Below are 21,479 nucleotides of genomic sequence, written 5' to 3' on the forward strand. Positions count from 1 at the left end.
GCGCACCAACCAATGACTATGATTGTTCACATGTTTAACTTGATGCAATTAGCGACCAAAACCAGCCGTTCTAAGAAAGGGGCGACTAGACGCGCTCCCACACCGCCCCCTAAACGCAGTGTGTCGAAGCTTTTGTGGGCAGCGGTCATTGTCTTGCTCATTGGTTTTGGCTTCATACTGTTCAAATTGGCTGAAGTTCAGACGCCGACAACAACTCCCGTTCAAAAAGTCACACCGGCCGCGCCAGTGACAAAAGCACCTGAGAAAACCGTCACGAAGCCTGCTGAAAGTGCCAACAAACGTGAGACTTTTGAGTTCTATCAGTTGTTACAGAATAGCGAAGTGGATACTAGTCATGTGGACGCCTATGAGTTCCAACCTCGTGAAGAAGAGAACTTTAGCTATATGATTCAAGCAGCGTCTTTCCGCTCAAATACTGATGCGGACCGCCTGCGGGCCAAGTTAATTTTATCGGGTCTTGAAGCACACATTAAAGCCAGTGAAAGTAAAGACGGCGGTGTTTGGTATCGCGTCACGGTTGGTCCTTTCGAAACCCGCTCTGCAGAAAGCCGTGCACAGGACAAACTGGCGCAAATGGGACTCAACTCTTACACCTATAAAATAAAGAAAGAGCAATAATCGTTCAAAAGCGTTCTGTTTCGCACAGAGCGCTTGAAATCTTTCCCCTTACCCCCATTTTGATAAGTAATCGAATGTGGAGTAAATCATGACTACGATTCTAACCGTACGCAAAGACAACCAAGTCGTCGTGGGTGGCGATGGACAAGTTTCCCTAGGCAACACCGTAATGAAGGGCAACGCCCGTAAAGTTCGCCGCTTATACCGTGGTGAAGTGATCGCGGGATTCGCAGGCGGCACGGCAGATGCATTCACGTTGTTCGAACGTTTTGAAGGTCAGCTAGAAAAGCACCAAGGCCACTTGGTTCGCGCTGCCGTCGACTTAGCCAAAGACTGGCGATCAGATAAAGCATTACGCAAATTAGAAGCCATGTTGATCGTGGCCAATACAGAAAGCACCCTAATTATTACCGGTAATGGTGATGTGGTAGAGCCTCAACATGGCGCCCTTGCGATCGGTTCTGGCGGCAACTTCGCTGAAGCCGCAGCCCGTGCATTGCTCGATAACACAGAGCTAAGCGCCCAAGACATCGTTGAGAAGAGTCTCAATATCGCCGCCGACATTTGTGTCTTCACCAACCACAACTTAACGATCGAGACGATTAACATCGATCCTAAGCTTGAAGACCAATCTAAGTAACGAATTAAGAGATCAAACCATGAGTAATATGACACCTCGTGAAACAGTAAATGCCTTAGATCAACACATTGTTGGTCAACAAAGTGCGAAGCGCGCCGTTGCCATTGCCCTGCGTAACCGCTGGCGTCGTATGCAACTGCCAGACGACATGCGTGCCGAAGTCACACCGAAGAACATCCTAATGATCGGTCCAACGGGTGTGGGTAAAACTGAAATCGCACGCCGTTTAGCTAAGCTGTCGAACGCGCCATTCATTAAGATCGAAGCAACTAAATTCACTGAAGTGGGTTACGTTGGCCGTGATGTCGACTCCATTATCCGTGACTTGGTGGAAACCTCGATCAAAATGTTTCGTGAACAAGAAACGGAGCGCATGAAACACAAAGCGGAAGATGCAGCAGAAGATCGCATTCTAGATGCCCTACTGCCGCCAGCACGTGGTTTTGAAGAAGACTCAGCGTCCAACTCAACTCGCCAAACGTTCCGCAAGAAATTGCGTGAAGGTCAGCTAGACGATAAAGAGATCGATATCGAAGTTTCTGATGCCCCTATGGGCGTAGAAATCATGACGCCTCCTGGCATGGAGGAGATGACCAGCCAATTGCAGAACCTATTCTCTAACATGGGTGGCGATCGTAAGAAAAAGCGCAAGCTAAAGGTGAAAGACGCACTGCGCCAGATTCGTGACGAAGAAGCGGCCAAACTGGTCAATGAAGAAGAGCTTAAAGCGCGCGCGGTAGAAGCGGTTGAGCAACACGGCATCGTCTTCCTTGATGAGATCGACAAAGTCGCCAAAAGCTCTGAGCGCTCTAGCGGTGAAGTCTCCCGTGAAGGGGTTCAGCGTGACTTGTTGCCATTGATTGAAGGCTGTACGGTCAACACCAAATACGGCATGATCAAAACCGATCACATCCTATTTATTGCCTCAGGTGCGTTCCATTTATCGAAGCCTTCTGACCTGATCCCTGAGTTACAAGGTCGTTTGCCGATTCGTGTAGAACTAGACGCCCTTACCGTTGACGATTTTAAACGTATCTTGACTGAACCAAGCGCGTCTTTAACAAAACAGTATGTGGCACTGGCGAAAACTGAAAACATTGATTTAAACTTCACCGAAGAAGGCATCACTCGTATTGCTGAAATTGCTTGCCAAGTGAACGAACGCACAGAAAACATTGGTGCGCGTCGTCTGCACACGGTACTAGAGCGTCTCTTGGAAGAAGTTTCCTACTCAGCGAGCGATATGCCAGAAGGCCAAATCGTAGACATCACCGCTGACTACGTGAACCAACAGCTCGGTGAAGTGGCTGAAAACGAAGACTTAAGCCAATACATCCTGTAATGGCCGCGATTTAAGAAGAGTACGCATCATGGCAACGCCAACTAAAATTCACTACCACAAGCAATCCCGTGAACTGGAGTTGGCCTTTGCCGATGGTGCAAGCTATCGCCTTAGCGCGGAATACCTTCGTGTTCATTCCCCTTCTGCCGAAGTGCGTGGACACGGCATGCAAATGCCGATACTGCAATACGGCAAGAAAGATGTGGCCATTATGAACATCGAAGCGGCGGGCAACTATGCTTTAAAAATCAGCTTTGATGATGGTCATGACACGGGCCTGTATGCCTGGGATTACCTCTACAATCTCGGCAAAAATCATGATGAACTTTGGCAAATGTACCTAGATCGACTAGCCAAAGAAGGTCGCACTCGCGAAACCTCTGCCATTCAAATTCATCAAGTACACTAATAAACATAGGCTTAACGTTATGACCATCAGCCTCGTCGCCTTGGCATCCATTGAACGTGCGGTAAACTATGCCCTCAAGCAAGATCCACCGTCACAACGCCACCTAACTAAGTTAGCTGGCCAACAGATCTTTCTGGAAGTCGAAGACTTTAACCTGATTCTACAGGTTCATGTATTGGAAGAAGGCATTATGCTGGATCGTCCAGAAAGCATGGACGAGATAGAGCTGGATGCTAAGCTCGATACCCATGTCAAAGGCCCTAGCAGTGCTTACCGTAAGCTTCTGGAAGGTGATGGTTTCTTTGATGGCGACTTACGCATTCGCGGTAACGCACAAGCTCTGATGACGCTTCATAAAGTCATGCAAGGTTTTGAGTTCGACTGGGAAGGCATCTTAGCCGATAAAGTCGGTGACCTACCTGCAGCGACATTCGCCCGTCTCGTTCGAACTCAGTGGAGCGTGACAAAAGAACTGACCACCAATGCCCGCATTCATTTGGTCAACTATTTACAATCCAACAGTGAGTTGCTTCCCAGCAAAATCGAGTTCGATCACTTTGTCGATGAAACTGAACGTCTAGGCATGCAACTGGACCGCTTTGAAGCTAAGTTGAAGTTAGCTGAGAAACGACGCTAGCAGAATTTATTCGCTTCAAGCTTTCACATGTTCAGCGTTGAGTGTCTGCTTGCGCTGCTCTAACCATACTTCCAAATCAGCGGCGGGCATGGGGCGCGCAAAACCATAGCCTTGTAAATAGTCACAACCATGCTCAGCCAAATACTGAGCTTGGTACTCTATCTCAACCCCTTCGGCAATCACTTCCATATTCAGCCCTTTAGCCATGGCGATGGTGGCGCTGACTATGCATTCGTCAGACTCGATATCACCAATACCGCGTACAAACGACTGATCAATCTTCAGGTAGTTGGCCTCTAACTCTTTTAGATAACTCAACGAACAATAGCCCGTGCCAAAGTCATCAATGGCAATACTGATATTATTGGCGCGTAACATGGCGAGATTACGAGCCAGTTGCGCAGAGCGGACCATTAGCGTTGTTTCAGTAAACTCAATCGCAATCACCTCACTGGGTACCTTGTAGTGTTTCAACGCATTGAGTAACTCATAGGCGACTTCAGAGTTCGACAGTTGTACCGCAGAGATATTAATCGACACTTTTCCAACTTCGATATTCCGTGCTCGCCAATCTGCCACTTGGCTTAAGGTACGATCAATAATCCAGCGCCCCAGTTCAATGATTTGACCACTGTCTTCCGCAATAGGGATAAAGACCGCTGGAGAAATCCACTCACCCAAACGCCGCCAGCGAATCAGCACTTCGACCCCAACGACTTGATTGGTTCGTGAATGCACTTGTGGTTGAAAGAACAGACTGAGCTGATCATCTTGAGACATGGCTTCCTCAAGGTGTCGCTGGGTAGCCACTCGACGCTGCATGCTTTCATCCATTGAATCGTCAAAGAAGCGATAGGTATTTTTACCGGAGTGCTTGGCTCGATACATCGCTAAGTCAGCTTGGCGTAATAATGACGAGCTATCGATGTCGGCAACATCACTCATTGCCACCCCCACACTACAACTGACCGAAAAGGTGGTGTCTTGGTACTCAAAAGGCTGAGCTAATGCATCCACGATGGCTTGAGCCAAGTGATGAATATGAGACGCTTGCTGTGCTGGATGCAGGAATAAAGCAAATTCATCGCCACCAAGACGCGACAACAACGCCTCATCCGGCGCAATGCGTTCGAGCTTCTTAGCAACTCGTTTAAGCAATACATCCCCTGCTTCATGGCCTAAGGTGTCATTGATTTCTTTGAAACGATCAAGGTCTATAAACAGTAAGGCAATGCTACCGTAGTGTCGCTGCGACACACACTCATCCAAACATTGCTCAAAATATCGCCTATTAGAGAGTCCTGTTAAGTCATCATGTTGTGCCATATACAAGACCTGTTGTTCAGCCTCTTTGCGCACAGTAATGTCTTCATGCACAGCAATGAAATATTCCACTTCGCCAGCACTGTCTAAAATAGGCGTAATCGTCTGCTCCACCGTCACAAACTGACCGTTCTTATGACGGTTCACCAGTTCGTTCCGCCAACTTTTACCTTGGGAAATGGTTTCCCATAAGTTCTGAAAGAATGGCCGCTCATGAACACCCGAGTTTAAAATACGTGGCGTCTTACCACGCACTTGCTTCAGGCTATAGCCTGTTAAGGTTGTGAAGGCATCGTTCACCCATTCTATGCGGCCCTTGGGATCGGTAATAAATATGGCGTTTGCCGCACTACGGATCGCCATACTCAATAAATGATTACTACCCTGAACTTTGTCTCGCTTGTGTCGAAACACCAGATACATCACTAACATCAGCACCACAGCGATTGCTAGCACACTAAAGATTGTTCTGACGATTTGCGCATCACTTTGCCAGTTAGCTAATGCATCTTTGTTGTAGGATCGTAGAGAAATGACCAGTGGATAAAAAGAGGTGGCGCGGTAGCTGTCCAAGTAGCTACCTTGTTCGTTTTGCTCACGAAGATCTCCCCAAGAGCGGTCCATCACCACCTCTCGACGGGCGCTACTTAAAAAGTCAGCTCCTTCTCCGAGAATTTTCTCCCCAGAAAATAAATAGAGAGAGACTTCGCGACGACTCGCAGAAACAGACTGAAACAAGCTTTGGAAGTAGTGCATATTCAAAGAGCCAATAACAAAACCTGCTAACGCCCCTTGGGAAAAATACGGCACACACACAGGCCAATACTGAAGCTCCGCCAGACGAAATGCATCGCCCCAATAACGCCCTGCTTGAACCGGTAGGAATAAAACATCGGCATTGGATGCTCGCTCAGCACACAGGGAAGCCTGTTCATACACCACCACATCAATACTGCGCAGCTGCGGTAAGCCTCTTAACAGTCGCTGAGTCAGCAAATTAGAGGTTGCTTTAGAGCGTTCCTCTGCATCGAGTGCGACCGTCTGCAACGCGCCAACAGCCGCTTGCAAAGAGCGGATAACGGAGTCTTCTAGGGCGTAGGCCAGAGAGGTGTTCGTCAACAGCTGCTCTTCAAGGGCTCGCTGGTGACCTCTACCGAGAATATGCTGCAAGCTGACCGTCATCACTAATAGGATTATGACCATGCTCGCCACCACGACGGTTTGCCGCTGTATAAAATTTGAGAGTAATTTGAGCAAAGTTCTTAACCTAGATCAGCACCTGACACATGAATTGCTTACATAATAAGCATAGCTTATCGTTTTAATTCGCTTGAGGTGTTGATTTATGTCGCTAAGACAAGGCTATCTGACGCTATTTTTCGCCATTTTCGCTGTTTTTCTAAATCCAGCATGGGGAGAAGACGGCAAAACCATTTCTAACATAGAAGCGCGCCAAGGCATCAACGTATGCATTTGGCCAGATTACTTTTCCATCACCTACTTAAGCCCTCGCACACAACAGCTCGAAGGCATTGATATCGACCTGAGCCATGCCTTGGCCGACGACCTTGGTGTTCCAGTCAACTATGTCAAAACCCATTTCGGTCGTTTTATGGATGATTTAGAGACAGGTAAATGTGATGTCGCCATGTTCGGTGTGGGCAATACAAAAGCTCGCCAGAAGCGCATCAACTTTACTCAACCTTATCTCGCTAGCAATATGTATGCGGTCACAACCAAGCAGCACCCTTTTATTAAAAGCTGGAGCGACATGGACCAAAAAGGCGTGATTATCTGCGTGCAAAAAGGCACTTACATGGAAAACGCTATGCGCAAGTCGCTTAAAAATGCCACACTCACCACGGTACTAAGGCCAAATGAGCGAGAGCTTGAAGTACTATCTGGACGTGCGGATGTCTTTATAACCGATTACCCGTATGGGCAAAAAATGGTCAGCGTCTATGATTGGGCTGAGCTGCTCGCACCGCCTGGTAAAACTGAGCAGTTTCAATATGCCTATGCTGTGGCCAAAGGGGACGATCAATGGCTACAACGTATGGATCAGTTCGTTTCTGACATCAAGCTAGATGGCCGCCTTGAAAAAGCAGCTGAACATTATAATCTAACCCCAATCATCATTCGTGAATAACGTGACACAGCATATTTAAATACGAAAAAGCCCGAACATGTCACCATGTTCGGGCTTTTTAATGTCTTTAAGCTATTAAGCGTTAAAGCGCTTACATACGCTCTAGAGTTTCGATACCTAGTAGCTCTAGACCTTGCTTCAACGTTGCCGCAGTACTTAGGGCAAGCTGTAGACGGCTTTCTTTCAACGCGTCTTCTGCGTTCAAGATTGGGCAAGCTTCGTAGAAGCTCATAAAGATACCCGCAAGCTCGTATAAGTAAGCACACATAAAGTGTGGCATACCGTCGTTGATCACCTGCTGAATCGCTTCTTCGAATTGGCAAAGCTTCACCGCCAAGGCACGCTCTTGATCTTCTACTACTGTGATCGGAGCATTCAACGCAGATACGTCCATTTCTGAACGACGCACGATGCTCGCGACACGAGAGTAAGCGTACAACAAGTAAGGCGCGGTGTTGCCTTCAAAGCTTAGCATGTTGTCCCAGTTGAACACGTAATCAGAGGTACGATTCTTAGATAAGTCAGCGTACTTAACCGATGCGATACCAACGACACGGCCGATGTTACGCTGCTCTTCTTCTGGCATATCTGGGTTCTTCGACGCGACTAGCTGGAACGCACGTTCTTGTGCTTCTTCAAGCAACGCAGAAAGCTTCGCCACACCACCAGAGCGAGTCTTAAATGGTTTACCATCACTGCCCATTACCGTACCAAACGGCATGTGCTCAAGGCTGATGCTTGGCTGAGCAAAGCCTGCTTTGCGCGATAGCGTGAAGATCTGTTGGAAATGCAAAGATTGGCGAGCATCTACAAAGTACAGTGCACGATCTGCATTCAATACTTTCTGACGGTAGCGTACAGCGGCTAAGTCAGTGGTAGCGTAAAGGAAACCACCACCGGTTTTCTGAACGATGATCGGCGTGATGTCACCTTCTTTGTTGGCAAACTCTTCTAAGAAAACACACTTCGCGCCTTGGTCTTCTTTGATTAAGCCTTGTGCTTCTAGGTCGTTGATTACGTTCTGCAAATCGCTGTTGTAAGCGCTTTCTGGCATCACGTCTTTACGCTCTAGGGAAACACCCAACATGCGGTAAGTTTCTTCACAATGCTCAAGAGAGATATTGATGAACTCTTGCCACAGTGCCATGCATTGCTCGTCACCAGACTGAAGTTCCACGACCAGTTCACGAGCACGTGCCGCAAAGGCTTCGTCGTCATCAAAGCACTTTTTCGCTTCGCGGTAGAAAGACTCTAGGTCTGACAGCGCCATGCTGATTTCAGAGTTTTCCGCACGTAGACGCTCCATGTAGGCCAACAGCATACCAAACTGAGTACCCCAGTCGCCGACGTGGTTCTGGCGCACAACGTTGTGGCCCATAAACTCAAGAGTACGTACTACTGCATCACCGATAACGGTAGAGCGTAGGTGACCAACGTGCATCTCTTTCGCAAGGTTAGGTGCCGAGTAATCCACCACCACAGTTTGTGGTGCTTCTACCGTCGCAACATCTAGACGTTCACTGTGACGAAGATCCGCTAACGCTGAACCTAACCATTCGTTTTTCAAGAAGATATTGATGAAACCTGGGCCTGCGATTTCGACTTTATCTGCCACATCGGAAAGATCCAATTGCTCCAACACTTTGGCTGCGAACTCACGAGGATTGGTGCCGATTTTCTTTGCCGCGCCCATGATACCATTGGCTTGGTAGTCACCAAATTGAACTTTTGCAGATTGACGAACGAGAGCCGGAGCATCGTCCGCCGCACCCGATGCGACCATAGCCGCTTGAATACGTTGATTAAGAAGCGTTTGAATATTCACAAGAAACCCATTTTAAAATACAGAACCCTCTGCTGAAGCAGTCGTTAACTCAAGGTCTAAAGAGGAAAGTCGTCAACCGATCACAGCACCGCCCGAACGGGCATCCATGCCCGCGACGGGCGGATCGCCCATCCATGGTCTTAATGCTTGTGATCAGCCGACAACTTTCTAAAAGCTTTAGCTTAAGCGACAAACCTGCCTTCAACAGAGGGTTGTCATGTCATTTGAAGTTGGCGCTATGATAACCGATTTTCGACTATTTAGCGAAAGAACAGCTTACAAGCTGGGTTATCATTTTCATCTTGGTAAGGGTAGCCTAACTCGTCTAAGTAGCGCGTCACATCAGTCTCTTCGCCGACCGCCTGCAAGCCTACCAACACTCGACCGTAGGCATCACCGTGGTTACGGTAATGGAACATGGAAATATTCCACTGACCGCCTAAAGTATTTAGGAATTTCAGCAACGCACCAGGGCGTTCAGGGAATTCAAAGCTGTACAGCAACTCGCCTTTCTCACTGCGCAAGTGACCGCCAATCATATGACGTACGTGAACCTTCGCGGTTTCATCATCGGTTAAATCGACGATTTCGTAATCTTTCAGGTCATGTAGCAGCTCTTCACGACTATTTGGACTGCCGCCCAGCGCCACACCGACAAAAATCACTGCTTGCTTGTCATTGCTGTAGCGGTAGTTGAACTCGGTGATCGAACGACCTACCAACGCCTGACAGAAATCTTTAAAACTACCTGGTGCTTCTGGGATTTTCACCGCGATGATGGCTTCGCGCTTTTCACCTAATTCGGCACGCTCAGAGACATGGCGTAGACGGTCGAAGTTAACGTTCGCACCAGAGTTGATCGCTACCAGACGCTGACCTTTAGCGCCTTCACGCTCAATGTACTTTTTCAGACCCGCTAGCGCACAAGCACCGGCTGGTTCAGTGATCGCACGGGTATCGTCGTAGATATCCTTGATCGCGGCACACATTTCATCAGTGTTCACGGTAATGACTTCGTCAACGCATTCTTTGGCAATTTCAAAGGTGTTCTTACCGATTTCAGCCACCGCGACACCTTCTGCGAAGATACCCACTTGAGCAAGACGTGTTGGTTTGCCTGTGTCTAAAGCAACTTTTAAACACGCCGCATCGGTTGGCTCTACACCAATGACTTTAATCTCAGGGCGTAGGTATTTGATGTAAGCTGCGACACCAGCGATTAGACCACCACCGCCCACGGGGATGAACACCGCATCGATGTCACCTTCGATTTGGCGCAATAGCTCCATACCGATCGTGCCTTGACCGGCGATCGTATCAAGGTCGTCAAATGGGTGTACGTAGACTTGGCCTGTTTGCGCCATGATTTCTTGGGATTTTGCAAACGCTGCATCAAAGGCATCGCCTGCTAACACCACTTCGGCACCACGGGCACGTACTGCGTTGACTTTCACATCAGGAGTCGTTTCTGGCATCACGATGGTGGCTTTGATGCCTAGTTTTTTCGCAGCAAGGGCAAGGCCTTGCGCATGGTTACCTGCTGAAGCAGCAATCACGCCTTTGGCACGGTCTTCTTCAGAAAGCTGAATAATTTTGTTGTATGCACCACGAATCTTAAACGAGAACACTGGCTGTAGGTCTTCTCGCTTCAAAATAATATCGTTGCCAGTGCGTTCAGACAGTTGCGTAGCACGGGAAACAGGGGTTTCTACCGCGACGTCATAAACCGGCGCTTGTAGAATCTTTTTGATGATTGTGTGAGGCATATACATTCCTGCTTTTTCTCCAAAGCACGCCTAGAATCGGCGTTTTAGGGGGTAACTCTGCTAATAAATGAACACGCAATATACTCTTTCCCACCTTCATGAGCAAAGGCTTGGGCGGGATTAGAGTGCTTTTAGACCGAACTCGGCAACTTCGTCCTAGAGGGGTAACAATAGCTAAGGTAACTGACTATAATGTGCCCACCCTTTTGGGCAACACCATTACTCACACTCTAAGTCACAGGTTTACCCAGCATGACGCAAGACGAATTAAAAAAAGCAGTCGCTGAAGCCGCAGTAGAATACATTCTTCCACTGCTAGAAGAAGACACTATTGTCGGTGTAGGTACCGGTTCAACAGCGAACATGTTCATTGATGAATTGGCAAAGCACAAACAACTATTTGATGGCACGGTAGCGAGCTCAGAAGCTTCTGCAGAACGTCTAAAAGGTCACGGCATTCCTGTGTATGACCTAAACTCTGTGGACTCAATCCGTGTGTATGTAGACGGTGCGGATGAATCAAACGACCACCTTCACCTAATCAAAGGTGGCGGTGCGGCACTCACACGCGAGAAGATCGTTGCAGCCGTTTCAGAAGAATTCGTTTGTATCGCAGATGAGTCAAAATTAGTGAAAGTGCTAGGCGACTTCCCTCTTCCAGTGGAAGTGATCCCAATGGCACGTAGCTATGTGGCACGTGAATTGGTAAAACTTGGCGGTGACCCAGTGTACCGTGAAGGTGTGGTAACTGATAACGGCAACCATATCCTAGACGTGTACAACCTAGAAATCTTGGACGCTGTGAAGCTAGAAAGCCAAATCAACGAAATCGTTGGCGTGGTGACAAACGGTCTATTCGCAGCTCGCCCAGCTAACGTTCTATTGCTTGGCACTCAGTCTGGTGTGAAAACACTTAAGGCTTAAGAAGATAGAGCCCAGTCTCATTTTTCAGCGACTCTTAGCACTTGCGCGTAGAGAGAAAAATAATGGCTGGGCTCTAGCTATCTAAACCACAAGCAGAGCTAAAACACTAGAACCAGCGACTCTTGCGCATTAGCACGTATTGGCCAATACCCATAAATACCAATACGCCGACAAACAGCCAGAATGCTGCACCATTCTCCACGCCAGGCATACCGCCGATATTGATACCAAATAAGCCAGTTAAGAAGCCCAACGGCATAAAGATACCGGACAGGATCGACAGCACGTACATGCGGGCGTTCATCTTCTCTGCTTGATGGTTGGCAAACTCTTCTTGCATCAGTAAGCAACGCTCGCGTAATGACTCCAAGGCTTCAACATAACGAGTAATGTCGTTGGCAGCTTCCTGAATATCAGCCATCTGCTCTTTGGTTACCCAAGATTGAAGCTCTACCGCCAGACGGCTAATGGCTTCTTTTTGTGGCACCAAGAAACGGCGTAAACGAACCGTCTGCAAGCGGCGATCCACTAGGATGGTACGTTGCTCAGGCAATACCTGCTCGCTCATTTCCTCTTCAAGCTCACCCAATGTGTCTTCTAGACCATCGATAACCCCCGCCATACGAGCGGTCAGCGTATGTGTTAAGGTCGCAACAAGCTCGGCAATGTTTTCCGGGCCTTCGCCTTTTTCAAGGTTATTCACTTGTTCCACAACAGACAGCAAGCGACGACGACGCGTTGAAACAATAAAGTGCGGCGTGGCCCACAAGCGCAAGGACACCATATCTGAAGGATCTGAGTCTGGGTTTAAATTGACGCCACGCAGGGTGATCAATACACCTTGTCCCATTTTGACCGTACGTGGACGAGTTTCGTCAGCAAACAATGCATCCACCACGGCTTCAGGGATATCCGCCATGTTATCCAGCCAATCTCGACCATCATCTTTGGAGCAGTCGATGTGTACCCAATGGGCACCACTTTCAGGCAAAGCCGTCGGCAATTGCGTTTCACGGGAAGCGCCACCTTGACCGTCAAATTTTAAGTAGTGCAGTAAGTAATCCATAGTGTTCTCTTCTCTTTTGCAATGAGTTGAGCCATCAACTCATATTTATTGGCATTGTAGGCTGACGTGGAACTGAGCGGGTGGCATAATTTCCCAAGACGAATAAATAAAAAGGACCCTTGCCATGCAAAGCTTATCTCAGTTCCTTGCGTCCGATGCCTCTAGCGCATCATTGCAGGAAGTACTGTTAGTCACAACCCAAACTTGTATCGATATCTCCAGCGCACTGAAAAAAGGTTCGCTAGCCGGCATCCTAGGAATGGCTGGTAACGAGAACGTTCAAGGGGAAGAACAAAAGAAACTGGATGTGATCTCTAACAACATGCTTAAAAGTGCTTTGCTGGCCTCTCCTGCGGTACGCGCTATTGCGTCCGAAGAAGAGGACGACATCGTCCCTGCCAACACTGATGGCGAATATTTGATTGCCTTTGATCCACTGGATGGCTCTTCAAACATCGACATTAACTCAATGGTAGGAACCATTTTCTCCATCTACCATCAGGTAGGTAGTGAGCCTGCAACGGAAGCAGACTTCCTACAGCCAGGTAAAAACCAAGTCGCGGCAGGCTATGTGCTTTATGGTCCATCGACGATGTTGGTGTTCACAACTGGTAACGGTGTGAACATGTTTACTTTGGATGTGGAGCAAGGCGAATTTATTCTAACTCGTGAAAACGTAAAAGTGGACAACGAGACGCAAGAGTTCGCGATTAATATGTCTAATCAACGCTTCTGGTCAGAAGCGATGCAAAATTACGTGAATGACTTGGTTGCAGGCAAAGACGGCCCACGCGCTAAGAACTTCAATATGCGTTGGGTAGCGGCTATGGTGGGTGATGTTCACCGTATCCTTTGTCGTGGCGGTATCTTTATTTACCCTTGGGATAAGAAAGATCCAAACAAGCCTGGCAAGCTGCGTTTGATGTACGAAGCTAACCCTATGGGTATGCTACTTGAACAAGCTGGCGGTAAAGCTTTCACCCATACGGATCGTATTTTGGACATTCAACCAGAAGGTATTCACCAACGCGTTGCAGTGGTCCTAGGTGCTGCAAACGAAGTGGATAAGTGTTTAAGTTATTAACACTAACTTTGGAATAGCAAAAGACCGACTAATTTAGTCGGTCTTTTTCGTTCAAAACAATGAACCTTATCCATGGATCAATCTGGCGCAGCACCGGATAAGAAGATTTGTACTTGCTGGTGTTTATCACCCCAAATATGGGACTTCACATCTTGTAGGAATTTCTGAGCTTCGTTTAAAGTCACAATGCCGCCCATTAGCTCGACACCAATCCCTTCTTGAGTGAAAAAGAAGCGCCAATTATGGCCATCGACTCTTACCTCACCTTCTCCATTAACATAAGACACTTGCTCAAAACGGTAATCCGTTGGCACAAAGCACGCCAACTCTTGGCCCGCTTCACCGTAATTCATATCCGGAACATACCCTTGGCGATCGACTAATCCGAATTTCATACTGCGCTCCTGTTGTTGTTTTCTTCAGCATAGTCAGATCCCCAGAGTTTTGCTGAACTTTTGCATCAGGAGCTGACATAACCCCAACATCAGCTAGTTATGTGAACAATTAGTCGTAGTGCACAGGTTATTCTTCGAAACTCGCTTTCTTAGCGGGCTATTCTGTTTTAGTATTTTGCAATTAAGTCTTGGACATCCATTCAAATCGCCTGGCCAAACTTAATCGCACACATTTTTTCGCAATTTCATTCAGTAGGAAATCATAATGGCGGCTTTTGGTAGCGTGTTTATGCCGAAAATGGCATTAGCAACATTCGAAAACAATCAATGGTCTGAATCCCAGATCGTTGCTTCTGACAGCATCTCTCTACACCCAGGTGCACACGTTTTGCATTACTCAAGCACTTGTTTTGAAGGCTTGAAAGCATTCCGTCACGAAGACGGCAGCGTGCACGTCTTTCGAATGGACCAAAACGTCGAGCGTTTCGCACAGAGCAGCCGCTTGTTGTCACTTCCAGAAGTGAATAAAGAGCAACTGACGCAGATGATTTCTGACATCGTTGCAGAGTATGCAGCAGACGTACCAACGCCTCCGGGCTCTATGTACATCCGTCCAACACACATTGGTACCGAAGCAGCCGTCGGTAAAGCCGCAGCGCCTTCTGATTCATCTTTGATGTATGTTCTATTATCTCCAGTAGGTGATTACTTCGCTGGCGGAGCACGCGCGCTTCGTTTACTACTAGACGAAACGGGCCAACGTTGTGCACCGCATATGGGTATGATCAAGAGCGGTGGTAACTACGCAAGTGCCCTAGCTCCTACGCTCGAAGCCAAAGAGAAGTTCCAAGCAGACCAAGTATTGTTCTGTCCGAACGGCTACATCACTGAAACAGGCGCGGCTAACTTTCTCATCGTTGATGGCAACGAAATCATCACCAAAGCGTTGGATTCAAGCTTCCTACACGGTGTAACACGTTCAAGTATCCTACAGATTGCGAAAGATCTAGGTATGACGGTTTCCGAACGTGAAGTATCAGTAGAGGAACTTCTAGAGCGTGCTAAGAAACCAGGCGTTGAAGCCATGCTTTCTGGCACCGCAGCGGTTCTGACTTCTGTTGGCACTTTGATCCACAATGGTGAAGACATCCAAGTAGGCAATGGTGAAGTGGGCCCTATGGCACAAAAACTTCGCCAAGCGCTGAATGATATTCAATGGGGCAAAGCACCGGACACTCACGGTTGGTTGACTAAGATCGCTTAATATCGATCATTCATTGACCGGCAAAAAGCCAGCGCCTGATTCAGTCGCTGGCTTTTTTGTTTGCACACAGTCTCCTTTTTCGAGCCTTGAGGTTATCGCTTGAGCGCCATATAACCTATGTAGGCAAAATAATTAAGGAGTCTATGATGAGTTCTGAAAACGAATACACACCTGATAAAGTTTGGAAATGGGATGCTGAAAAGACCCAACAATGGTCAAAAACCAATCGCCCTTACGCTGGTGCAACCCATGAAAAAGAGCTGCCACAAGGTGAGCACCCGCTGCAATTGCACTCCCTTGCTACCCCAAATGGACAAAAGGTCACCATCCTTTTAGAAGAACTATTGGCCCTTGGTATTAATGAGGCTGAATACGATGCCTACATGATCAATATCGGTGAAGGCCAGCAATTTTCATCCGGCTTTGTTGAGATCAACCCGAACTCCAAAATTCCTGCCATGGTTGACACCAGCGTGAACCCACCGCTGCGACTGTTTGAATCCGGCTCTATCCTGCAATACTTAGCAGAAAAGCACGATGTGTTTATTCCTAAGGATATCAAAGCTAAAACCGAGTGCCGAAATTGGTTGATGTGGCAAATGGGCTCTGCGCCATTCTTAGGTGGCGGTTTCGGTCACTTCTATGTGTACGCACCGTTTAAGCAAGAGTACCCAATCGAACGCTACACCATGGAGGCTAAACGCCAACTAGATGTGCTAAATAAACACTTAGCGGAAAATAAATACATGGCAGGCGACGAATACTCAATTGCCGATATGGCCATTTGGCCTTGGTATGGCAAGTTAGTGTTGGGCGACCTTTACGGTGCGGCTGAATTCCTAGACGTTGGCGAATACCAATACGTACAGCGCTGGGCAAAAATGATTGCCGAACGCCCTGCTGTTAAACGGGGCATACGAGTCAACCATTGGGGAGAAAACGGCATCAAGGAGCGCCATAGCGCAGCAGACTTGGACTAGCCGCCACACATAGTTGATCAAATCAACTAGTGTAAAGTTACGTAAAGAGCCTAAACCCTCCTGAAGAACTGTCGATAATTAGATGAATCGCAGTCATTGTCGCTGCCGTCTTTTCTTCAGGAGGTTATTCATGAGTAGCATTTCAATGGATTTGAGCAGTATTGCCCAACAAAGCAGCCGCTCAACACAAACTTCATCCACCTCATCTAGAATTGAAGCTCTCGAAGAAAAAGTCAAAACGCTTCAAGAAGAGCTCACTGATATCACTACCAGCACCGACAAGACCGAAGAAGATACCGAGCAAGCTGAGCTACTACAGCAACAGATCCAAATGCTGCAACAACAAATTGCTCAGCTGCAAATGCAAGAAGCTAAAAAAGCCCAACAAGAGGAAGCCAAAGAGGCCTCCAAAGACAGTGACGAATCAACTACCGAGAAAGATCCAGAAGATCCATTAGGACAAACATTGGATACTTACGCGTAGTGCCTTTAAGGTAGCCACAGATCCCCAAAACGGTCTCTATGGCAAAGGTATACCCTCACTTCAAACTCAAGCTGATGATAATCTGGCGCCATATGCTGGCAGAGTTTATAAAACGCTTTGTTGTGCTCTTTTTCTCGAAGATGTGCCAGCTCATGAGCCACAATCATGCGCAAAAAAGGTTCCGGCACATGGCGAAACAATGCTGCGACTCGTATTTCATTTTTCGCTTTCAGCTTTTTGCCCTGCACTCTGGATACAAAAGTATGCAGCCCTAAAGCATTATGAATCACGTGCAGCTTATCGTCGTAAAGCACCTTATTAATCGGGGCGGCGCTGCGCATGTATTCACGCTTCAGTTCTTGCACAAACTGATAAAGCGTTTTTTCACTACTCAAACTGTGTGGCGACGGGTACTTATTCAAGAGCCAAGCAGCGGTCTTTTCCGCGTCCAGCATACTTTGTACTTGCGCTTGCAAATCTGCGCTGTAATGACCTAAATATTGTTTGATTTCTGACAAAAAACTCTCTTCTTATCCATTGCTAAGCATTGATTGATGGCCCCCTAACGATGCCGCGCCTCATTCGAGATTGCAAACTTAGCTTAAGCAATTTTCAAATAGTTAGGGGAATTAAGATCAAACCGAGTAACTTCCCACACACCTATCGGGCATGCAAGTTGGCTGTGATAATTTCAAATGATTCCCAATGACACGCCAACGAGGTTGCTAATGAGATCCCTTATTTTTCCATCCATCATTGCGGTATCAATCGCCGCGCCTCTCGCCTTCGCCGACACCGATGTCGACCTAGATAGCAACAAGGACAAATGGTCTGGCTCTGCTGAACTGGGCTTTGTATCCACCTCTGGCAACAGCGATACAAACAATATCAATGGTCGCCTAGGACTAACACAAGAATCGATTCAATGGCGTACTGATTACAGCTTGAGCTCGCTATATAGCAGCTCAGACAGCGATACCACAGCTGAGAAATACGCTGGTAGCCTACAAAGTAACTATAAGTTTGATACCGAACAGTTTTGGTTTGTTCGTGGCGCGTATGAGAAAGATCGCTTCTCGGGCTACCGAAGCAAAAGCTCCGTTTCAACAGGTTATGGTAACCGCTTTTGGCAAGCAAAAGATGGCTCGTATCTAGAAGCCTCTACTGGAGTAGGCTACCGCGACTTTGCTATTGATAAAGATGCGGCGGCAGATGGCGAGTCAGACCGAGGTACTTTTGTCCGTATTGCAGGCACTTTTGAGAAACACTTCACGGCAAACTCACTCTTTCGACAGGAGCTGACCAGCGAGATCAGCACCAGCGGTGGCAATACCGTTAACGAGTCCGTATCAGCATTGCAAGCCAACATCGTCGACAATCTGGCGATGAAATTGGCTTACCGAGTTAAATACACATCGGATGTGCCATCAGATACCGATACGACCGACACCGAAACCACGGCATCGGTTCTGTATTCGTTCTAGATTTGGCTAAGATTGGCCTTGGTTACGTTTATCCAAGGCCTTTATCAATACTGACGTGTCTTGTCGCCCACGCCCCTCTTCAATCAACGCAACGTAATCTTGATCGACTCCTTGGGTGTGAGGTAATTCAATTCCCATTTTCTCCGCTTGCGCCAAGGCAATGCCTAAGTCCTTATGCATCCATTCAATGGCAAAGCCAAAATCAAATTCGTCTTTCGCCATAGTGGCACCACGGTTTTCCAATTGCCAAGAACCGGCTGCCCCATACTTCAGTGTTTCGACTAGTGTATCAATGTCGAGTCCGGCTTTTTGAGCAAAGCGAATGCCTTCAGATAGACCACTTAGTACACCACCAATCAGAATTTGGTTAACCATTTTCGCGAGCTGCCCTGCACCAATATCTCCCATACGGGTATAAGCTTTCGCAAAACAGGTCAGCACAGAACTAGCACGCTCAATGTTCTCTTGAGCACCACCAATCATCACCGTCAGGACTCCGTTTTCTGCACCCGCTTGCCCACCAGACACTGGGGCATCGAGAAAGGAGCAACCTTTCTCATGAATGGCTGCTGCCAATTCCTTTGCTACTTCAGCCGATGCTGTGGTGTGATCGATAAACAGCGTCCCAGGACGAGCCGTTGATAAGGCGCCTTGCTCACCTAAATACAACTCACGCAGGTCATTATCATTACCCACGCAGGTTAGTACGATGTCTGCGTCTTTCGCGGCCAATGCAGGCGTCTCTGCCATGCTACCTGAATATTGCTCCAACCAACGCTGTGCTTTACTTGCTGTACGGTTGTATACCACAACCTCATGGCCAGCTTTACTTACATGACCTGCCATTGGGTAGCCCATTGTCCCTAGTCCCAAAAAACTGACTTTCATGCTGTCGCCCTCTCTTATTGTTGGTGGTGTATTTGGTTTATCAAAAATGTACTTGATGCCATAAAATAAACCCGCAAAAGCGGGTTTATTGAACGACAGACTGCACGATTATTTCAAGGCATTCAGACGCTTCGCGATGGCCTCGATCTCTTCACTCATCTGACTCAAATGACTGGAGTCGTCTGCATTACTGCTGGTTAAAGACTGTAACCTAGATACAAACTCGGTCAAGTCATGGGAAACCTTCTGTTGCTCGTTCGCAGCAACCGAGATTTGTGTCGCTTGATCGGTAATCTGCGAGAATGCATTCACAACATCTTGTAAGTGGCTAGCCGTTGATTCAGCATTGTTCACCGCTTTATCGGTTTCCGCTTGGCCAGTCGACATAGAATCAACTGATTCTTTTGAAGCCTCTTGCAGTCGATTAAGGATTTGCTCAATTTCTACTGCAGAGCTTTCACTTTTAGCGGCCAGATTACGTACTTCATCCGCAACAACAGCGAAACCACGTCCTGTTTCACCCGCACGCGCAGCTTCAATCGCAGCATTTAGCGCCAGCAAATTCGTCTGCTCCGCGATGTCACGAATGACGCTTAACATGCCATGGGCTTTGCGACTGTCTTCGTCTAACTTCAAGATATTCTGTTCGGCGCGATTCATGGTTTGTGCAAGCGAACGCATGGTTTGGATTACCCCTTGCATCTCTTCCCCACTAGCACGAACGTCTAAGTGGATGCGCTCGACAGTCTCTTTGGTTTCATTGGAATACATGGCCACATCCGCGGAGGTTGCGCCAAACTCTTCGGTTGCAGCAGCCAACATATGGTTTTCATCGCTCAGGCTGTTAGCTTTGTTTAGGAACTCGTTACTAAAAGTTTTAAGTTGACTCGCATCGTCAACCAGCTTGGCGGATTCTTGATGAATGCTCGCTAACAGAGATTTCAGTTTGGCCCCATAAGCATTTACAGACTGGCGTAACTCGCCAATCTCATCTTGCTTAAAGATCACCAACTCTTGCTCAACATTACCCGATACCAGCCCTTGAATTTGACCAGTTGTATGCTCGATACGAGACAACAAACTTCGGAAGAAGAACAATGCCACGATACTCACTAGGATCAGCAAGCCACCTAGAGCAAGCATCAAAAACAGACTCATACTTCCAGCCACTTCGGTCATCACACCCTTTGGCACAACCAAGCCAATCGTCCAGCCTGTTTGTGGCTCTTTGATCAAATCCACAAAAGCCGATTGACCAAGAATCTCATCATGCTTTAACTCAATGACCCCAGCACCTGATTGTTTCGCTGCCAGTAACGCTGGTGCCAACCAGCTTAATTGCTGCGCCAATTCGTCTGCGGTAACAATGCTATCATCTGAGTTAACGATACTTGCTGCCGCTTTAGGGAAGCTAAGCATCTGGCCTTGGGCATCTAGAGCAAATACATAACCTTGGTTCTCTTCCCCATATTGCTCCAAAATATCAGTGATGCCATCCAACATCATGTCCACGGTAGCAACACCAGAGAAGCGTCCCTTTTCTCTGATTGGGATGGTACAAGTGACCATTGGCACTTTCGAAACTGGGTCTGTGTAGGCTTCCGACCATGCACATTGATTAATTGCGGCATTACGCCCAACAGTGTACCAACCTTCGTTGTGATAACCCGTACCATTGGGATCATTGTAATCTTCGAGGAGTTCTAAACCGCTCCCAGAGCGCGCCCAGAAGAAACTTCGACGCTCAACTCCTGGCGTGAACGCATTGGGCTCTGGCCAAATACCACCCCCAGCGATGCTGCTGTCTCCATGATTATCAATCAAGGGGGGAAGCACCTGCTTGTACATTTCAACATCTTCTGGCAACTGTGTCGCGGCCAATGCAATAGAGCTAGTCATCAGCTGCACTTGATTGAGTGTGGCCCCTAACAGTTCCACTAGGCTTTGTTGATTGACATCTATTTGACTCTGACGCTCAGCAATCAAATCCGCTTTCACTTTCCCTTCAACAACGGCGTAAACCACCACCATCGCGAGTACGAATATCGCAATCAAACCTAGACTAATCTTCTGACGTATCTTCAGTGCGGGCATTGCGGTCTCCTTTGCTTCTGAAAAGGGCTTCCAAGTTCATGGTCTTATTAAGTTTTAGCACAAAGGCTTTGCAAAGGTATATCTAA

Annotated in this window: 20 protein-coding genes; 12 read left to right on the plus strand and 8 right to left on the minus strand. The window is 47.6% G+C overall.

Annotation, left to right across the window (positions count from 1 at the left end):
- Positions 1-12: 12 nt before the first annotated feature.
- From C8D85_RS06730 to C8D85_RS06750, 5 genes are all read left to right on the plus strand, one after another.
- Positions 13-639, plus strand: a complete 627-nt coding sequence (locus tag C8D85_RS06730; RefSeq protein WP_244936953.1) for an SPOR domain-containing protein — start codon at positions 13-15, stop codon at positions 637-639.
- Between the two features lie 88 nt (positions 640-727).
- Entirely contained in the window at positions 728-1,279 is a 552-nt protein-coding gene (gene hslV, locus C8D85_RS06735) for an ATP-dependent protease subunit HslV (RefSeq protein WP_133560959.1), read from the plus strand.
- Between the two features lie 19 nt (positions 1,280-1,298).
- A complete protein-coding gene (hslU, locus tag C8D85_RS06740; protein ID WP_133560961.1) occupies positions 1,299-2,621 on the plus strand; it encodes an ATP-dependent protease ATPase subunit HslU in 1,323 nt (440 codons plus the stop codon).
- A 28-nt stretch (positions 2,622-2,649) separates the two neighbouring features.
- A complete protein-coding gene (locus C8D85_RS06745; protein ID WP_133560963.1) occupies positions 2,650-3,030 on the plus strand; it encodes a gamma-butyrobetaine hydroxylase family protein in 381 nt (126 codons plus the stop codon).
- A gap of 19 nt (positions 3,031-3,049) precedes the next feature.
- Positions 3,050-3,667 (plus strand): ubiquinone biosynthesis accessory factor UbiJ, encoded by a 618-nt coding sequence (locus C8D85_RS06750; protein ID WP_133560965.1) that lies wholly within the window; start codon positions 3,050-3,052, stop codon positions 3,665-3,667.
- 15 nt (positions 3,668-3,682) lie between these two features.
- On the opposite strand, the gene C8D85_RS06755 is transcribed toward C8D85_RS06750, so the two are convergent.
- Positions 3,683-6,193 (minus strand): putative bifunctional diguanylate cyclase/phosphodiesterase, encoded by a 2,511-nt coding sequence (locus tag C8D85_RS06755; RefSeq protein ID WP_133560967.1) that lies wholly within the window; start codon positions 6,191-6,193, stop codon positions 3,683-3,685.
- Positions 6,194-6,335: 142 nt separating this feature from the next.
- On the opposite strand from C8D85_RS06755, the gene C8D85_RS06760 reads away from it, so the two are divergent.
- Positions 6,336-7,139, plus strand: a complete 804-nt coding sequence (locus C8D85_RS06760; protein ID WP_133560969.1) for a substrate-binding periplasmic protein — start codon at positions 6,336-6,338, stop codon at positions 7,137-7,139.
- Between the two features lie 91 nt (positions 7,140-7,230).
- Here C8D85_RS06760 and argS read toward each other — a convergent pair whose 3' ends face one another.
- Positions 7,231-8,964, minus strand: a complete 1,734-nt coding sequence (argS, locus tag C8D85_RS06765; RefSeq protein WP_133560971.1) for an arginine--tRNA ligase — start codon at positions 8,962-8,964, stop codon at positions 7,231-7,233.
- A gap of 260 nt (positions 8,965-9,224) precedes the next feature.
- Positions 9,225-10,730: a threonine ammonia-lyase, biosynthetic gene (gene ilvA, locus C8D85_RS06770; RefSeq protein ID WP_133560973.1), complete on the minus strand. Its 1,506-nt coding sequence runs from the start codon at positions 10,728-10,730 to the stop codon at positions 9,225-9,227.
- 252 nt (positions 10,731-10,982) lie between these two features.
- Here ilvA and rpiA point away from each other — a divergent pair, with 252 nt between their 5' ends.
- Positions 10,983-11,654 (plus strand): ribose-5-phosphate isomerase RpiA, encoded by a 672-nt coding sequence (gene rpiA, locus C8D85_RS06775; RefSeq protein WP_133560975.1) that lies wholly within the window; start codon positions 10,983-10,985, stop codon positions 11,652-11,654.
- A 106-nt stretch (positions 11,655-11,760) separates the two neighbouring features.
- On the opposite strand, the gene C8D85_RS06780 is transcribed toward rpiA, so the two are convergent.
- The gene (locus C8D85_RS06780; protein ID WP_133560977.1) at positions 11,761-12,720 is read right to left on the minus strand and encodes a zinc transporter ZntB; all 960 of its coding nucleotides are present in this window, start codon (positions 12,718-12,720) and stop codon (positions 11,761-11,763) included.
- A gap of 124 nt (positions 12,721-12,844) precedes the next feature.
- Between C8D85_RS06780 and C8D85_RS06785 the strand changes: the two genes are divergently transcribed.
- Positions 12,845-13,804 carry a class 1 fructose-bisphosphatase gene (locus tag C8D85_RS06785; protein ID WP_133560979.1) on the plus strand — a complete coding sequence of 320 codons (960 nt, stop codon included), beginning with the start codon at positions 12,845-12,847 and terminating at the stop codon, positions 13,802-13,804.
- Positions 13,805-13,881: 77 nt separating this feature from the next.
- On the opposite strand, the gene C8D85_RS06790 is transcribed toward C8D85_RS06785, so the two are convergent.
- Positions 13,882-14,199 carry a hypothetical protein gene (locus tag C8D85_RS06790; protein ID WP_133560981.1) on the minus strand — a complete coding sequence of 106 codons (318 nt, stop codon included), beginning with the start codon at positions 14,197-14,199 and terminating at the stop codon, positions 13,882-13,884.
- A 265-nt stretch (positions 14,200-14,464) separates the two neighbouring features.
- Here C8D85_RS06790 and C8D85_RS06795 point away from each other — a divergent pair, with 265 nt between their 5' ends.
- The 3 genes from C8D85_RS06795 (at position 14,465) to C8D85_RS06805 (ending at position 16,927) form a co-directional block, all read left to right on the plus strand.
- The gene (locus tag C8D85_RS06795; protein ID WP_133560984.1) at positions 14,465-15,463 is read left to right on the plus strand and encodes a branched-chain amino acid aminotransferase; all 999 of its coding nucleotides are present in this window, start codon (positions 14,465-14,467) and stop codon (positions 15,461-15,463) included.
- A 146-nt stretch (positions 15,464-15,609) separates the two neighbouring features.
- Entirely contained in the window at positions 15,610-16,443 is an 834-nt protein-coding gene (gene yghU, locus C8D85_RS06800) for a glutathione-dependent disulfide-bond oxidoreductase (protein WP_133561841.1), read from the plus strand.
- Positions 16,444-16,573: 130 nt separating this feature from the next.
- A complete protein-coding gene (locus tag C8D85_RS06805; RefSeq protein ID WP_162847553.1) occupies positions 16,574-16,927 on the plus strand; it encodes a FlxA-like family protein in 354 nt (117 codons plus the stop codon).
- A 5-nt stretch (positions 16,928-16,932) separates the two neighbouring features.
- Here C8D85_RS06805 and C8D85_RS06810 read toward each other — a convergent pair whose 3' ends face one another.
- The gene (locus C8D85_RS06810; RefSeq protein ID WP_266099393.1) at positions 16,933-17,445 is read right to left on the minus strand and encodes a YgjP-like metallopeptidase domain-containing protein; all 513 of its coding nucleotides are present in this window, start codon (positions 17,443-17,445) and stop codon (positions 16,933-16,935) included.
- 210 nt (positions 17,446-17,655) lie between these two features.
- On the opposite strand from C8D85_RS06810, the gene C8D85_RS06815 reads away from it, so the two are divergent.
- Positions 17,656-18,411 (plus strand): DUF481 domain-containing protein, encoded by a 756-nt coding sequence (locus C8D85_RS06815; RefSeq protein ID WP_133560988.1) that lies wholly within the window; start codon positions 17,656-17,658, stop codon positions 18,409-18,411.
- Positions 18,412-18,417: 6 nt separating this feature from the next.
- Here C8D85_RS06815 and C8D85_RS06820 read toward each other — a convergent pair whose 3' ends face one another.
- Complete coding sequence (locus C8D85_RS06820; protein ID WP_133560990.1) at positions 18,418-19,299, minus strand: NAD(P)-dependent oxidoreductase; 882 nt, start codon at positions 19,297-19,299, stop codon at positions 18,418-18,420.
- Positions 19,300-19,407: 108 nt separating this feature from the next.
- Positions 19,408-21,393: a methyl-accepting chemotaxis protein gene (locus C8D85_RS06825; RefSeq protein WP_133560992.1), complete on the minus strand. Its 1,986-nt coding sequence runs from the start codon at positions 21,391-21,393 to the stop codon at positions 19,408-19,410.
- Between the last annotated feature and the right edge of the window lie 86 nt (positions 21,394-21,479).

The sequence above is a fragment of the Marinomonas communis genome (assembly GCF_004363305.1).
Taxonomy (GTDB): Bacteria; Pseudomonadota; Gammaproteobacteria; order Pseudomonadales; family Marinomonadaceae; genus Marinomonas; species Marinomonas communis.

Bases quoted from the DNA above. Each gene is read 5' to 3' on its own strand.
- C8D85_RS06730 (WP_244936953.1), top strand. From the start codon at position 13: ATGACTATGATTGTTCACATGTTTAACTTGATGCAATTAGCGACCAAA.
- hslV (WP_133560959.1), top strand. From the start codon at position 728: ATGACTACGATTCTAACCGTACGCAAAGACAACCAAGTCGTCGTGGGT.
- hslU (WP_133560961.1), top strand. From the start codon at position 1,299: ATGAGTAATATGACACCTCGTGAAACAGTAAATGCCTTAGATCAACAC.
- C8D85_RS06745 (WP_133560963.1), top strand. From the start codon at position 2,650: ATGGCAACGCCAACTAAAATTCACTACCACAAGCAATCCCGTGAACTG.
- C8D85_RS06750 (WP_133560965.1), top strand. From the start codon at position 3,050: ATGACCATCAGCCTCGTCGCCTTGGCATCCATTGAACGTGCGGTAAAC.
- C8D85_RS06755 (WP_133560967.1), bottom strand. From the start codon at position 6,193: ATGGTCATAATCCTATTAGTGATGACGGTCAGCTTGCAGCATATTCTC.
- C8D85_RS06760 (WP_133560969.1), top strand. From the start codon at position 6,336: ATGTCGCTAAGACAAGGCTATCTGACGCTATTTTTCGCCATTTTCGCT.
- ilvA (WP_133560973.1), bottom strand. From the start codon at position 10,730: ATGCCTCACACAATCATCAAAAAGATTCTACAAGCGCCGGTTTATGAC.
- rpiA (WP_133560975.1), top strand. From the start codon at position 10,983: ATGACGCAAGACGAATTAAAAAAAGCAGTCGCTGAAGCCGCAGTAGAA.
- C8D85_RS06780 (WP_133560977.1), bottom strand. From the start codon at position 12,720: ATGGATTACTTACTGCACTACTTAAAATTTGACGGTCAAGGTGGCGCT.
- C8D85_RS06785 (WP_133560979.1), top strand. From the start codon at position 12,845: ATGCAAAGCTTATCTCAGTTCCTTGCGTCCGATGCCTCTAGCGCATCA.
- C8D85_RS06790 (WP_133560981.1), bottom strand. From the start codon at position 14,199: ATGAAATTCGGATTAGTCGATCGCCAAGGGTATGTTCCGGATATGAAT.
- C8D85_RS06795 (WP_133560984.1), top strand. From the start codon at position 14,465: ATGGCGGCTTTTGGTAGCGTGTTTATGCCGAAAATGGCATTAGCAACA.
- yghU (WP_133561841.1), top strand. From the start codon at position 15,610: ATGAGTTCTGAAAACGAATACACACCTGATAAAGTTTGGAAATGGGAT.
- C8D85_RS06805 (WP_162847553.1), top strand. From the start codon at position 16,574: ATGAGTAGCATTTCAATGGATTTGAGCAGTATTGCCCAACAAAGCAGC.
- C8D85_RS06815 (WP_133560988.1), top strand. From the start codon at position 17,656: ATGAGATCCCTTATTTTTCCATCCATCATTGCGGTATCAATCGCCGCG.
- C8D85_RS06820 (WP_133560990.1), bottom strand. From the start codon at position 19,299: ATGAAAGTCAGTTTTTTGGGACTAGGGACAATGGGCTACCCAATGGCA.
- C8D85_RS06825 (WP_133560992.1), bottom strand. From the start codon at position 21,393: ATGCCCGCACTGAAGATACGTCAGAAGATTAGTCTAGGTTTGATTGCG.